At 61.1% G+C, this 13864-nt stretch carries 13 protein-coding genes; 8 read left to right on the forward strand and 5 right to left on the reverse strand.

Annotated elements, in window-relative coordinates; genetic code table 11:
• Window positions 1-21 precede the first annotated feature (21 nt).
• The 6 genes from I5S59_RS02315 to I5S59_RS02340 all read left to right on the forward strand — a co-directional run bounded on the left by I5S59_RS02315 (window position 22) and on the right by I5S59_RS02340 (window position 6076).
• On the forward strand, window positions 22-1398 hold the full coding sequence (locus I5S59_RS02315; protein WP_197875228.1) for a M16 family metallopeptidase: 1377 nt from the start codon (window positions 22-24) through the stop codon (window positions 1396-1398).
• Between the two features lie 99 nt (window positions 1399-1497).
• A complete protein-coding gene (locus I5S59_RS02320) occupies window positions 1498-2517 on the forward strand; it encodes a DUF5924 family protein (protein ID WP_197875229.1) in 1020 nt (339 codons plus the stop codon).
• 38 nt (window positions 2518-2555) lie between these two features.
• Entirely contained in the window at window positions 2556-3698 is a 1143-nt protein-coding gene (locus I5S59_RS02325) for an ABC transporter permease (protein ID WP_197875230.1), read from the forward strand.
• Between the two features lie 38 nt (window positions 3699-3736).
• A complete protein-coding gene (locus tag I5S59_RS02330; protein WP_420066433.1) occupies window positions 3737-4507 on the forward strand; it encodes an ABC transporter ATP-binding protein in 771 nt (256 codons plus the stop codon).
• Between the two features lies 1 nt (window position 4508).
• The gene (locus tag I5S59_RS02335; protein ID WP_197875231.1) at window positions 4509-5447 is read left to right on the forward strand and encodes an MlaD family protein; all 939 of its coding nucleotides are present in this window, start codon (window positions 4509-4511) and stop codon (window positions 5445-5447) included.
• A complete protein-coding gene (locus I5S59_RS02340) occupies window positions 5444-6076 on the forward strand; it encodes an ABC-type transport auxiliary lipoprotein family protein (RefSeq protein ID WP_197875232.1) in 633 nt (210 codons plus the stop codon). Before I5S59_RS02335 ends, I5S59_RS02340 begins: the two co-directional genes overlap by 4 nt.
• Here the strand turns inward: I5S59_RS02340 and I5S59_RS02345 are convergent.
• The 5 genes from I5S59_RS02345 to I5S59_RS02365 all read right to left on the reverse strand — a co-directional run bounded on the left by I5S59_RS02345 (window position 6058) and on the right by I5S59_RS02365 (window position 10443).
• On the reverse strand, window positions 6058-7287 hold the full coding sequence (locus tag I5S59_RS02345; RefSeq protein ID WP_197875233.1) for a nucleoside recognition domain-containing protein: 1230 nt from the start codon (window positions 7285-7287) through the stop codon (window positions 6058-6060). The two genes, I5S59_RS02340 and I5S59_RS02345, sit on opposite strands and share 19 nt — an antisense overlap.
• Before the next feature lie 131 nt (window positions 7288-7418).
• Window positions 7419-8750: a glutamate/aspartate:proton symporter GltP gene (gene gltP, locus I5S59_RS02350; RefSeq protein WP_197875234.1), complete on the reverse strand. Its 1332-nt coding sequence runs from the start codon at window positions 8748-8750 to the stop codon at window positions 7419-7421.
• Window positions 8751-9495: 745 nt separating this feature from the next.
• Window positions 9496-9966 carry an inhibitor of vertebrate lysozyme family protein gene (locus I5S59_RS02355; RefSeq protein WP_197875235.1) on the reverse strand — a complete coding sequence of 157 codons (471 nt, stop codon included), beginning with the start codon at window positions 9964-9966 and terminating at the stop codon, window positions 9496-9498.
• 2 nt (window positions 9967-9968) lie between these two features.
• Window positions 9969-10133 (reverse strand): DUF1328 domain-containing protein, encoded by a 165-nt coding sequence (locus I5S59_RS02360; RefSeq protein WP_197875236.1) that lies wholly within the window; start codon window positions 10131-10133, stop codon window positions 9969-9971.
• A 40-nt stretch (window positions 10134-10173) separates the two neighbouring features.
• Window positions 10174-10443 (reverse strand): hypothetical protein, encoded by a 270-nt coding sequence (locus tag I5S59_RS02365; RefSeq protein ID WP_197875237.1) that lies wholly within the window; start codon window positions 10441-10443, stop codon window positions 10174-10176.
• Window positions 10444-10729: 286 nt separating this feature from the next.
• Here I5S59_RS02365 and algB point away from each other — a divergent pair, with 286 nt between their 5' ends.
• Together algB and I5S59_RS02375 are read left to right on the forward strand one after the other, a co-directional pair.
• Entirely contained in the window at window positions 10730-12076 is a 1347-nt protein-coding gene (algB, locus tag I5S59_RS02370; protein ID WP_197875238.1) for a sigma-54-dependent response regulator transcription factor AlgB, read from the forward strand.
• Entirely contained in the window at window positions 12073-13857 is a 1785-nt protein-coding gene (locus I5S59_RS02375; RefSeq protein WP_197875239.1) for an ATP-binding protein, read from the forward strand. The genes algB and I5S59_RS02375 overlap by 4 nt, the downstream gene beginning before the upstream one ends.
• Window positions 13858-13864: the final 7 nt, after the last annotated feature.

Below are 13864 nucleotides of genomic sequence, written 5' to 3' on the forward strand. Positions count from 1 at the left end.
ACTCCCGCAAGGAAGCTCGACATGCGTTGCCTGATGTTCCTGTGCCTGCTGCTGGGCGCGATGCCCGGCTTTGCCCTCGACCGTTCGCAGGTCGAAGGCTACCTGCTGCCCAACGGCTTGCAGGTGCTGCTCAAGTCAGGCTATGAACGCAACCATGTGTCGATTCGCCTGGTGGTCGGCGTCGGCTTCGATGACTTTCCTTGCGAGCAGCAAGAGTTGCCCCACTTGCTGGAGCACCTGTTGTTCAGTGGCATCGACGACGGCGGTGAAGGCGGGCTGGAAAAACGCATGCAGGCGCTGGGCGGAGAATGGAACGCCTACACCAGTAGCGCCGATACCACCTTTGTCATTGAGGCGCCGGCGCGCAACCAGCGCAAAGTGCTGGACCTGCTGCTGACGGTAATCAAAGACACCCGCTTCGACGAAAAGGCCCTGGCGCTGTCGAAGAAAATCATCGAGCGCGAAGACGGTGGTCACTATTCCCGCCTGCAACGCTGGCTGGACCGCCAGGACATCGGCCACCGTGCCAGCGATCAACTGGCCATCGAACTGGGCCTGAAGTGCCCGGAACGCTCATCGGTGGCCGACATGACCCTGGAGCAGGTCAACGACCTGCGCCAGCACTGGTACGCCGCCAACAACATGAGCCTGATCGTGGTGGGTGGCCTGGACCGCTTGTTGCCGGCCTACCTTGAGCGCTCCTATGGCGAGCTACCCCCGGCCGAACCCGGCGAGCGCCGGGCACTGGACGGGGTCACCGGCAAAGCCGAATTTCGTCGAGAGCTGGTCCGTGGCTGGCTGGGTGACAGTGCCCGCTTGCACTGGTTGTTCCTGGAGCCGGTACTCGACAACGATCACGGGCAAACCTTCGACCTGCTGCAACGCTACCTGGACTGGGCCCTGTACGAAGAGCTGCGGCTCAAGCACGGGCTGTCTTATGGCCCCTCGAGCCAACGGGAAAGTTTCGGTGACAGCGGCATGATGAGCCTTGATGCCGACCTGGACCGCGCCGATGTCAAAGAGGCCGAGCAGGTGCTGGGCGACATGCTCGACCAGCTGCGCAAGCACGGCCTGGACCCCGCCACCTTTGCGCGGGTCAAACAGGCAACCATTGACCGTGAGGCCTGGAGCACCCAAGGCAACGCAGCGTTGGCGGACTATTACTGGGGTTCGCTGAACGACTACCTCGATGGCCGCTTTGCAGACCCGGTGCGCGCGCTGCGGCGCGTCAGCCTCCACGATGCCAACCGGGCGCTGCAACAGTTGCTGGCGGAACCCGGGTACGTGCGGATCGAGCAACCGCTGATCAGTTACGACGAACTGTATGGCGGGGTAGCGCTAGGGTTTGGAGTGTTGCTTGCCGGTGGCCTCGTCTGGAGCAGGCGGCGCCGTCACTGACGCTATGGCGGGGTAGGCCCGTGTTGCGATCAGCGCCTGCCTGGCGAGGCAAACCGGAGTATCCTTAAGCGGTTTTTACCTGACCCTGCGAACACCTTCATGCCTCTCTACCTTCAGCGCCTGATCGAATTGATCAAGCGCTATCCCGGCGTCATTGCCCTCGGTGGCTTTATCTCCGGTATTGCCAGTTTCATCCTGGTTGACCGCCAGGAAAGCCTGGCCAGCTGGATCGCTATCGTAATGCTCATCAGCTGGGTCTGGCTGATGCTGGAAAACACCTTCACCCAGCTGTTCGCCAAGGTGTTCAAGCGCGAAATTCCGCAGCCGTTGCTGCGCTACGCGACCCAGATGATCCACCAGGAAAGCCTGTTCTTCGTCCTGCCGTTCTTTTTCGTCACCACCACCTGGAACAGTGGCCAGCTGGTGTTTACCGGCCTGCTCGGTGCAGCCGGCCTGATCGCGATCATCGACCCGCTGTACTACAAATGGCTGGCCCCTCGCCGCTGGCTGTTTCTCGCACTGCACACCCTGACCCTGTTCGCCGCTTTGCTCACCGCACTGCCGATCATCCTGCACCTGACCACCTCGCAAAGCTTCAAGCTGGCCCTGATAGCAGCCATGGTGCTGTCGTTCCCAAGCCTGGCCAGCAGCTTTCCGATCAATCACTGGCGCCGGGCGGTAATGCTGGTAGTGGTGACCCTGGCCGTCGGCGCCAGTGGCTGGATGCTGCGCTCCTGGGTGCCGCCAGCCACACTGTGGATGACCGAGGTGGCGGTCAGCACCCAGGTGGAAAACCGTACACCCGGCAAGAGCCTGACAGAACTGAAGGCCAGTGAAATCCGTGCCGGGCTCTATGCATTTACCGCGATCAACGCCCCGCGTGGGCTGAACGAGCGCATTTACCACGTCTGGCAATTCAACGGCAAAGAAGTCGACCGGATTGCCCTGGACATTCATGGCGGGCGCAAGGAAGGCTACCGGGCCTGGACCCACAAGCAGAACTTCCCTGGCAATCCGGTTGGGCGTTGGCAGGTGAGGGTGCTGACCGAAGATGGCCAGGTCATTGGCGTGTTGCGTTTCCGTGTGGTTGACGACGGTCAAGCGCCAACGACCGAGTGACGCTATGCTCAGGGGCTGCGAACCGTTGGTCTGACTGCATGGAGCCTATGACTACACAAGCCGGTGCAACCCTGGACACCACGAGCAGCCCCGCGTGCCTGCGGATTGTGGGTGACTGGACGCTGGCCAACTACACAAGCCTAAAGCGCGACAATGAGGCCTTGATCGGCCAGTACGATACGGGCACCGACGTCGACCTGAAGCAGCTCGGCCAACTGGACACCGCAGGCGCCGCACTGTTGGTCGAACTGCTGGGCCCCGAACGGCTGGCCCAGTTGCTCAAGGGTAACCAGCTACCAGAGGCCAGCCGCGCACTGCTGCAAACGGTGCACTGCTCGGTGCAGGACTACTGCATTCCGCAGAAGCAGCCGGAACAACCTCTTTTCATCCAGCTGCTCAGCCGCATCGGCTGCGCTGTCGATACCGCCTGGCAAGACACCCTGCAACTGCTGGGGTTTGTCGGCCTTATCCTGCAAACCCTGTTTCTGCGCCTGTTCCAGCCTCATCGATGGCGTATCACCTCGGTGGTCGCGCACATCGAGCAGACCGGCCTGGATGCCGCGCCGATCATTGCCTTGCTGACCTTTCTGGTGGGCGCCGTCGTCGCCTTCCTCGGCGCGACCGTGCTGGCCAGCTTCGGGGCCAGCATCTTCACCGTCGATCTGGTCGCCTTTTCCTTCCTGCGTGAATTCGGTGTGTTGCTCACCGCCATCCTGATGGCGGGGCGCACCGCCAGTGCCTTCACCGCACAGATCGGCTCGATGAAGGCCAACGAAGAAATCGACGCCATTCGTACCCTGGGCCTGGACCCGGTCGAATTGCTGGTCGTGCCACGAGTGGTGGCGCTGCTGATCGCCCTGCCGTTGCTGACCTTCATTGCGATGATCTGCGGCATTGTCGGGGGGGCCGTGGTCTGTGCGCTGTCACTGGGCATCTCGCCGGCGATGTTCCTGTCACTGCTGCAAAGCGATATCGGCGTGCAGCATTTTCTTGTCGGTTTGGCCAAAGCTCCGTTCTTTGCCTTTCTGATTGCCGCCATTGGTTGCCTGGAAGGCTTCAAAGTCAGCGGTAGCGCCGAATCGGTTGGCGCCCACACCACCTCCAGCGTCGTCCAGTCGATCTTTGTGGTGATCGTGCTCGATGCCATCGCCGCGCTGTTCTACATGGAGATGGGCTGGTGAACCCGACGATCCCTACCCCCCCCGCCACACGCGAGACCGTGATCGAAGCGCGCGGCATCTGCAACCGCTTTGGCACCCAGAGCGTGCACGAGCAACTGGACCTGGACCTGTACCGCGGCGAGATTCTCGCCGTGGTCGGTGGCTCCGGCAGCGGCAAGTCGGTACTGCTGCGCAGCATCATCGGCTTGCGCAGGCCCAACGAAGGGCAGGTGAAGGTCTTCGGCGAAGACCTTGTCACTCTCAACGACGAGCAGCGCTCGAAGGTCGAGCGGCGCTTTGGCGTACTGTTTCAGAAAGGCGCGCTGTTTTCGTCACTGACGGTGACCGAAAACGTTGCCTTGCCCCTGATTGAACATGCCGGCCTGTCGCGCGCCGACGCCGAACACCTGGCCGGGGTCAAGCTGGCGTTGGCCGGCTTGCCGATCTCCGCGGCCGATAAATACCCCTCATCGCTGTCAGGCGGCATGATCAAGCGCGCCGCGCTCGCTCGGGCCCTGGCCCTGGACCCGGACATCCTGTTTCTCGACGAACCCACCGCCGGCCTGGACCCCATCGGTGCCGCTGCGTTCGACCAACTGATCCTGACCCTGCGCGACGCATTGGGGCTGAGCGTGTTCCTGATCACCCACGACCTGGACACGCTCTACACCATCACCGACCGGGTGGCCGTGCTCTCGCAGAAGAAAGTGCTGGTGGCAGGCCCGATTGCCCAGGTCGAAGACACCGACGACCCCTGGATTCACGACTACTTTCATGGCCCGCGTGGCCGCGCGGCGTATCAGGCCGCCACAGCGGCAAAGGAGAACTGAGATGGAAACCCGCGCACATCACGTGCTGATCGGCCTGGTCTCGGTCATTGTGGTCGTCGGCGCCATGCTGTTCGGCCTGTGGCTGACCAAGTCCAGCGTCGACAGCACCTTCAAGGACTACGAGGTGGTGTTCAACGAAGCCGTCTCCGGTTTGTCCAAAGGCAGCTCGGTGCAGTACAGCGGGATCAAGGTCGGTGACGTCACCAGCCTGCGCCTGGACCCTGCAGACCCGCGCCGGGTGCTGGCACGTATACGCCTGAGCGCCGATACTCCGGTCAAGGAAGACACCCGCGCCAAATTGACCCTCACCGGTATCACCGGCACCTCGTTCATCCAGCTCAGCGGTGGCACCCCGCAAAGCCCCGAGCTCAAGGGCAAGAGCGGCAAGCTGCCAGTGATAGTCGCCTCGCCTTCGCCGATCGCGCGCCTGCTCGACAACAGCAGCGACCTGCTGACCAACATCAACGTGCTGGTGCACAACGCCAACGAACTGTTTTCCGAGGACAACGCCGCGCACCTGAGCAAGACCCTCACCAACCTGGAGCAGACCACCGCCGTATTCAGTGAGCAGCGCGACGACATCCGAACTGCCATCCAGCAGCTGTCGCAACTGGGCAATCAGGCCAGCGCCATGCTCAAGCAGACCAACGACCTGGTGCGCAACGCCAATGGCCTGCTCAGCACCCAAGGCAAGCAGACTTTCGGCAGCGCCGAACAGGCGATGCAGTCGCTGGCCCAGAGCACGGCCACCCTCAACAGCTTGCTCAACGACAACCGCGAGGCCCTGAGCGGCGGCGCACAGGGCCTGAACCAGCTGGCGCCGGCGATTCGCGAGCTGCGCCAGACCCTGACCGCACTCAAGGCGATTTCCCAGCGCCTGGAAGCCAACCCCAGCGGCTATCTGCTTGGCCGTGAAACCAACAAGGAGTTCGAGCCATGAGTCGTCCTTGCCGTTACCTGGCCCTGGCCGTGGCGCTGAGCCTGGCCAGTGCCTGCTCGATCCTGCCCAAGGCGGAGCCTTCCGACGTCTATCGCCTGCCTTCGGCTGCAACCAGCCGGGCAACACAGGGCCCCGTGGCCGACTGGTCGTTACGGCTGAACAAGCCCCTGGCCAGCCACGCCCTCGACAACCCGAAGATTGCCGTCGTGCCTCAGGGTGACCTGATCAGCAACTACAAGGGCGCCCGCTGGAGTGATCCGACCCCGTTGCTGGTGCGCAACCGCCTGCTCGATGCCTTCCAGCGCGATGGCCGGGTTCCGCGCCTGAGTGCCGACGACAGCAACCTGCAGGCCGATTACGAGCTGGCAGGCGAGCTACAGGCCTTTCAGAGCGAGTACAGCAACGATGGCCTGGCGGTGGTGATCCGCTATGACGCGCGGCTTGTAGAGGGGCGCAACCAGCGCATCCTTGCCAGCCGGCGCTTTGAAGTTCGTCAGCCATTGACTGACAAGCAGGTTCCGGCAGTGGTCAGCGGCTTTGGTGTCGCCAGCGACCGCCTGATGGCGCAACTGGTCGACTGGACCTATGCCCAGGCCAACCAGGCGCAACGTCAGGCAAAGAACCAGTAGCAGACACAAATGGCGGCAATCACCCCGGACAGCTCGGCGAGCAGCGCACAGCCCACTGCGTGGCGGGCACGCTGGATTCCGACAGCACCGAAATACACCGCTAGCACATAGAAAGTGGTTTCCGTGCTGCCTTGAATGGTCGCCGCCACCAGCGCCGGGAAGCTGTCGACACCGTGAGTCTGCATGGTTTCGATCAGCATCGCCCGTGCCGCGCTGCCTGAAAACGGCTTGACCAGTGCGGTGGGCAGGCCCTCGACAAAGCGCGTATCCATTCCCAGCCATTCCACCACGTGACGGATGCCGTCCAGGCTCAACTCCAGGGCCCCTGAGGCGCGCAGCACGCCGACCGCGCAGAGCATGGCCACCAGATACGGCAGCAGGCTCTTGGCGACGTCAAAGCCCTCCTTGGCGCCCTCTACGAAGGTTTCATAGACCTTCACGCGCTTGAAGGCGCCAATCACCAGGAACAGGATGATCAGGCCGAACAGGGTCAGGTTGCCCAGGATCGACGACAGCCCGGCCAGCGCCGAAGCCGACAAGGTGCCGAGAAAGGCCATGAAGCCGCCCAGCAGCAGGGCGCCGGGTATCAGGTACGCCAGCACCACCGGGTCCCACAGCCGCAACCGTTGCATCACCGCCACCGAGAGCAGGCCGACCAGGGTCGAGGCACTGGTTGCCAACAGGATGGGCAGGAACACCAGCGTCGGGTCCATCGCGCCTTGCTGTGCGCGGTACATGAAGATGGTCACCGGCAGCAGGGTCAGGGAAGAGGCGTTGAGTACCAGGAACAGGATCTGTGCGTTACTGGCGGTCGTCGAGCTGGGGTTGAGCTCCTGTAACGCACGCATGGCTTTGAGGCCAATGGGCGTGGCCGCATTGTCCAGGCCCAGGCCATTGGCGGCGAAGTTCAGGGTAATCAGGCCCAGCGCCGGGTGACCGGGCGGGACTTCCGGCATCAGCCGGGCGAACAGCGGGCCGAGAATTTTCGCCAGCCAGTCGACGATACCGGCCTTTTCGGCGATCTTCAGAAAACCCAGCCACAGGGTCAGGGTGCCGAACAGCAGGACCATCACCTCGACCGACAGCTTGGCCATGGCAAAGATGCTCTCGACCATCGCGGCGAAAATCCCGGCGTTGCCGCCCACCAGCCATTGCGCCAGCGCGGAGACGGCCGCGACCAAGAAGAAACCAAGCCAAAGGCCGTTGAGCATCCGTTATTCCCCCACACAGTTGCGACGCATGATAGCGGTAGCGGTCGAGCAATGCACCGCTGCGGCCAATCGACTGCAGAAACGAAAAAGCCCCGACCAGGTCGGGGCTCTTCGTTCAGCCGGACTGCACCTTAGTGGTTGGCAGTCTTGCCGGCAGTTGCAGCTTCTTTGCTGCGCCAGTGCGGCAGCGAGTTCCAGTAGCGCTGGCCTTTGGCATCGTCGTACATGCCTTCCCAGCGAGCGATAACCAGTACCGCCAGGGCGTTACCAATCACGTTCAGTGCGGTACGGGCCATGTCCATGATGCGGTCGACACCGGCGATGAAGGCCAGGCCTTCCAGCGGGATACCCACGCTGCCCAGGGTCGCCAGCAGTACCACGAAGGATACGCCCGGCACACCGGCAATACCTTTGGAGGTAACCATCAGGGTCAGCACCAGCAGCAACTGCTGGCTGATCGACAGGTCGATGCCGTACAGCTGGGCAATGAAGATTGCCGCGATGCTCTGGTACAGGGTCGAGCCGTCAAGGTTGAACGAGTAGCCGGTTGGAACCACGAAGCTGCAGATGGCTTTTGGCGCACCGTAGGCTTCCATCTTCTCGATCACGCGCGGCAGCACGGTCTCGGAACTGGCGGTGGAGTAGGCCAGCACCAGCTCATCCTTGAAGATGCGCATCAGCTTCAGGATCGAGAAGCCGAACAGGCGGGCAATCAGGCCCAACACCATGAAGCCGAAGAAGGCGATGGCGAAGTACACCAGCAACACCAGCTTGGCCAGCGGCAGCAGCGAGGCGAAACCGAAGTTGGCAACTGTCACCGCGATCAGCGCGAACACACCGATTGGCGCGTAGTTCATGATCATGTGAGTGACCTTGAACATGGCTTCGGATACGCCCTGGAAGGTTTTCACCAGCGGGTCGCGGATGTCTGCCTGCAGGCTCGACAGGCCCAGGCCGAACAATACCGAGAAGAAGATGATCGGCAGCATTTCGCCACGCATCAGCGCTGCGAAGATGTTCGACGGAATCAGGTTGAGGATGGTCTCGATGAACGCGTGTTCATGCTGAACCTCAGCCGCAGTCGCCTGGTACTTGGAGATATCGACGGTACCCAGAGTACTCATGTCGATACCTGCACCCGGATGGAACAGGTTGGCCAGCACCAGACCGACGACGATCGCGATGGTGGTCACCACCTCGAAGTAGATGATGGTTTTCAGGCCGATACTGCCCAGTTTTTTCGCGTCGCCTACCCCGGCGATACCCACGATCAGCGACGAAATCACGATCGGGATGACGATCATCTTGATCAGGCGAATGAAGATGTCACCGGCAGGTTGCAGGACGTTACTGATCCACCATGCCTTTTCTGCACTGAAATGATTCAGTAAAGCGCCGATTGCAATCCCCAATACCAGACCGATGAGGATCTGCCAGGCGAGGCTTAGCTTTGCCTTCTTCATGTCATTACCTTTTCTTCAAGTGGACACGGGCACCTGGCTGACAACCGCGATCCAGAGCTGTTTCCAGCGTCAATTGATCGTTGATGGTATCGACAGGCGACTCCGTAGAAGGTCACCGCAAGCGAGCGTAGGAACGCTCAGGCCAGCGAAAAAAGGCGCAACTATTCCCACGTGAAGGGGGGGCGTCTAATGCCGTAAACGACTACCCTATGCCGAATCGGCATGACGCTTTCGGATCAAAACGAGCGTCCCAGAGCGTTTTTCGAACCGCGTTCGGAATTCCGACGATGGCCAAAGCGCCACATTTCGGCCGATTTGGACGTATCCACCTGAGTGGAATCACTCACTGTTCGACAATCCGAATGCGTGAAATCACCTGCACCGACACACCCGGACGGGGTGAAAAAATATCGATGTACGGTCACCCGAAAATATGCGTCGCCGCACTCGGAAGGAAAAGAGGATAGGTAGCGTAGGACGATGGAGTGATGAACAAAGCGTTACGGAAGTCAGATCAAGCATCTCCCGGCAGGGTGACGCCCGACCTGTAACTTCCGCTACCGCTCAACCCGACCCGGCCCTCATCGGAGGTACTCCATGTACCCCTAGGCCTCTCCGATCCTGAAACAATCAGAGCAGCCCGGCCCCTTGGTCGTGCGCCGGCCTTCCTCAGGCGGGCGCAACATAGAAGCCTGAAATGGAAAAAGGTTCAGCTTCTATATATGTACTGAATGCCGGAGCGCATTCAGTACCAGTTGGGATCACGTTTGAGTTGCTCCTTCAACAGCGCCTGCATGCCCGAATCCGGCTTGCCCAACCACCGGTAGTCGGCATGACGGGTCGGGGATTTTTCGCCCGGCAGCCCCTCCGGTACCTCGACCAGCATGGCGTAGGCGTCCTCCTTGTCCCAGCTGAAGGCAACGATCAAGCGCTTGTTCAGGCACTTCTGCGCGGCTTCACACAGTGGCCCGACCAAAAACTTGTCGCCATCTTCCACTTCGCCAGACATTTGTTGCTCAGAAACGCCAGAGAGGTTGAGCACCCATTCGGGCAGACGCTCTTCCTTCTCGACCACCTTTTGCCACGTGCTCTGGTATTCGGGGTCCGAAGCCAGCAGCTGGTTGACTCGTACCTGGCCATCACTGGCCGCCATCGCCCAACCGCTGCCGCCCACGAGCAGGGCGGCAGCCAAGGCGTTGTACAGCGTCCCTTTCATGTTCAACCCCTGCCGCGACGACCAAAGAAGAAGGAAGCCACAAACAGCACCAGGAAGATAATGAAGAGGATCTTCGCGATGCCGGTAGCGGCGCCAGCAATACCACCAAAGCCCAGTACGGCTGCGATAATGGCGATGATCAGGAAGGTGATAGCCCAACTCAACATGGTGATTCTCCTTACCGTTCTAGAAAAAATCGCTGCAGTCTCAGAACACCCAGCGCTCACGTACCACGCTGCTTTCAACTGGAGCGGTGGTTGCCACGGCTGACCGCGACTGCATCACGGCCATGGGGGTCGGCTTCGGCACTGTAATCGCCTGTACCGTCCCGACTGCATCACTGGCATCCCCGGCAACCTGCACGCTGCAATAGAGGTGGCCAGCAATCAGGGTCAGCAGCAGCGCCAGACTCAAGAACAACCCTTGGCGTACCAGAAGCGGGGAAACCTGCATTCGGGTGGCGGGTACGTGGTTCATTGCCGGGCTCCTCCTGCTGCATTTATCGATGTCTTGCAGGGGTAGTTGCAGCGTGCATGCCAGCCATAGGAAATTTAATTTCCCTTATTAATCAATATGTTGTTTTGAGTTCTGAATTTCAGCAGGGCGTATCCTGCACGATGCGCCTTGTGACGTCGGGCGTTTTGCATGATTTGTCCGAAACCAGCGACTACCATGCAGGCATTGAAGTAATTCGGTAGCAGGCATGCAACTTGCCCGACTTCTCCGGCACTAATAGAGATCATTCTTAAAAGGAGCGTAGGAAATGGATGCACCCCAGGAACATCAAGGTCGTATCCTGTTGGTCGACGACGAATCTGCCATCCTTCGCACCTTTCGCTACTGCCTGGAAGATGAAGGCTACAGCGTGGCCACCGCCAACAACGCGGCCCAGGCAGAGAGCCTGTTGCAGCGCCAGGTCTTCGACCTGTGCTTTCTCGACCTGCGCCTGGGTGATGACAACGGCCTGGATGTACTGGCGCAGATGCGTATCCAGGCGCCGTGGATGCGCATCGTGATCGTCACGGCCCACTCGGCCGTCGATACGGCCGTCGACGCCATTCAGGCAGGCGCTGCCGACTACCTGGTAAAACCCTGCAGCCCTGACCAATTGCGCCTGGCCGCCGCCAAACAACTGGAAGTACGTCAGCTGTCGGCACGCCTTGAAGCGCTCGAAGGTGAAGTGAACAAACCCAAGGACGGCCTGGACTCCCACAGCCCGGCCATGATGGTGGTGTTGGAGACCGCCCGGCAAGTCGCCACCACCGATGCCAACATCCTGATACTGGGTGAGTCGGGTACCGGCAAGGGCGAACTGGCCCGGGCCATTCACGGCTGGAGCAAACGCGCGCGAAAAGCCTGCGTAACCATCAACTGCCCGTCGCTGACAACGGAATTGATGGAAAGCGAACTGTTCGGCCATAGCCGCGGGGCCTTTACCGGCGCCAGTGAAAGCACCTTGGGGCGGGTCAACCAGGCCGATGGTGGCACGCTGTTTCTCGACGAGATCGGCGACTTCCCGCTGCCGCTGCAGCCCAAACTGCTGCGTTTTATCCAGGATAAGGAATATGAAAGGGTCGGCGACCCGGTAACCCGCCGTGCCGATGTACGCATCCTGGCCGCGACCAACCTCAACCTTGAAGACATGGTTCGCGATGGGCGCTTTCGCGAAGACCTGCTCTATCGCCTGAACGTCATCACCTTGCACCTGCCGCCCTTGCGCGAGCGCAGCGAGGACATCCTGACCCTGGCCGATCGCTTTCTTGCCCGGTTCGTCAAAGAGTACTCACGCCCGGCACGCGGCTTCAGTGACGAGGCACGGGCGGCGCTGCTCAACTACCGCTGGCCAGGCAACATTCGTGAACTGCGTAACGTGGTTGAACGTGCCAGCATCATTTGCCCGCAGGAGCGGGTCGAGATCAGCCACCTGGGCATGGCAGAGCAACCGGCAAGCAACACCCCGCGCATCGGCGCGGCGCTGAGCCTCGATGAGCTGGAGCGCGCCCATATTGAAGCCGTTCTGGCTACCGCCGAAACCCTTGATCAGGCCGCCAAGACCCTGGGCATCGATGCCTCGACCCTGTACCGCAAGCGCAAGCAGTACAACTTATGAAATGGGCGATGAAGCTGCGTACGCGGCTTTTCCTCAGTATCTCGGCGCTGATTACCGTGGCGTTGCTCGGCTTGTTGCTCGGCCTGGTCAGTGTCGTACAAATGGCCAGTTCGCAGCAGGTACTGATCCGTGAGAATGCCGTAGTCCTGGACCTTGGCCTGGAGCTACGGCGAAATCTCGGAGAGCAACTGACCCTGATACTCAATGCATCCCCCGACCCCGCCTTGCTGGAGAGCCTGCAGGCACGCTTTCAGGCATCGCTGGACGAAGGGATCAGGCTGGAGAGCGAGCAGGGCACCGACAAAGGCTTTGCCGACACCAACAACCATTACCAACACTATCTCCAGGTGCTTCGCGACACACCTACACCGCGCAACCTGGGCGCAGATCAACCGCTGGGCAAAGCCTTCAGTGCGCTTCGCAGTGACCTGCTCGAGGCACACAAGCGCGCTCTTGAGCACATCAGTCAAAGCCAGCAGCAGACCTACGACCGCGCCTTGTTGATTGCTGGAGTACTGGGCCTGGTAGGCCTGGCCGTCTTGATTCTGGGGTTCGTGACCGCTCACGGCATCGCCCGGCGTTTTGGTCAGCCCATTGAAGCTTTGGCCAAGGCGGCAGACCAGATAGGCCAAGGCGACTTCGACGTTACCCTGCCCGTGTCCCAGTCGCAGGAAATGAACCTGTTGACCCGGCGTTTCGGCCTGATGGCGCAAGCCCTGCGCAAGCATCAGGCTACCAACGTCGACGAACTGCTCGCTGGCCAACAACGCCTGCAAGCGGTACTCGACAGCATCGATGACGGTTTGTTGATCATCGACCGTCAGGGTCACATCGAGCACATCAACCCGGTCGCGCAACGGCAACTGAGCTGGGACGACAGCCGCCTGGGGATCGGGCTGGGGGAAGCGCTACAGCGTCCTGCGCTGGATGAGCAGCTGCGCCTGGTATTGCGCGGCGCCAGCCTCGACCGGGTGCCCGAAGACCTGAGCCTGGATATAGAAGAAGAGCCCCGCCTGCTGGCTTACAGCCTGACACCGGTCTGCCATCCCGACGGCCAGATTCTCGGCGCCGTCATGGTGCTGCATGACGTGACCGAGCAACGGGCCTTCGAGCGGGTACGCAGCGAGTTCGTCCTGCGCGCCTCGCACGAACTGCGTACACCCATTACTGGCATGCACATGGCCTTCGGCCTGCTGCGTGAGCGCCTGACCTTTGCGCCACAGGCGCGTGAAGCCGATCTGGTCGACACCATCAGCGATGAAATGCAGCGCCTTACCCAGTTGATCAACGACCTGCTGAACTTTTCCCGCTACCAGAGTGGCCAGCAAAAGCTCGAACTCATGCCCTGTGCCGTGGACCAACTATTGGCCAGAGCCAGCGACCGCTTCGCCGCCGTTGCAAGCGACAAGCAGATCAACATCCAGGTGGAATTGGTGACACCACTGCCCCATATCCAGGCCGACGCGACGCAACTGGACCGGGTGATGGACAATCTGCTTGATAATGCCGTGCGCCATACCCCCGTGGCCGGCTGTATCCGCCTGCACGCCAGGCGTAATGCCGAGCGGGTCATCATCAGCATCGAAGACAATGGTGAGGGCATTGCCTACAGCCAGCAGGGACGAATCTTTGAACCGTTCGTCCAGGTCGGGCGCAAGAAAGGTGGGGCAGGGCTTGGGCTGGCGCTGTGCAAGGAAATCGTTCTGCTGCATGGCGGGCGCATGGGCGTCTACTCTCGTCCCGGCCAGGGTACCCAGTTCTACATGGCCTTGCCCGTTTGAAGGCGTT

Origin of the sequence: Pseudomonas alkylphenolica (assembly GCF_016009175.1) — a bacterium.
GTDB lineage: Bacteria > Pseudomonadota > Gammaproteobacteria > Pseudomonadales > Pseudomonadaceae > Aquipseudomonas > Aquipseudomonas alkylphenolica_B.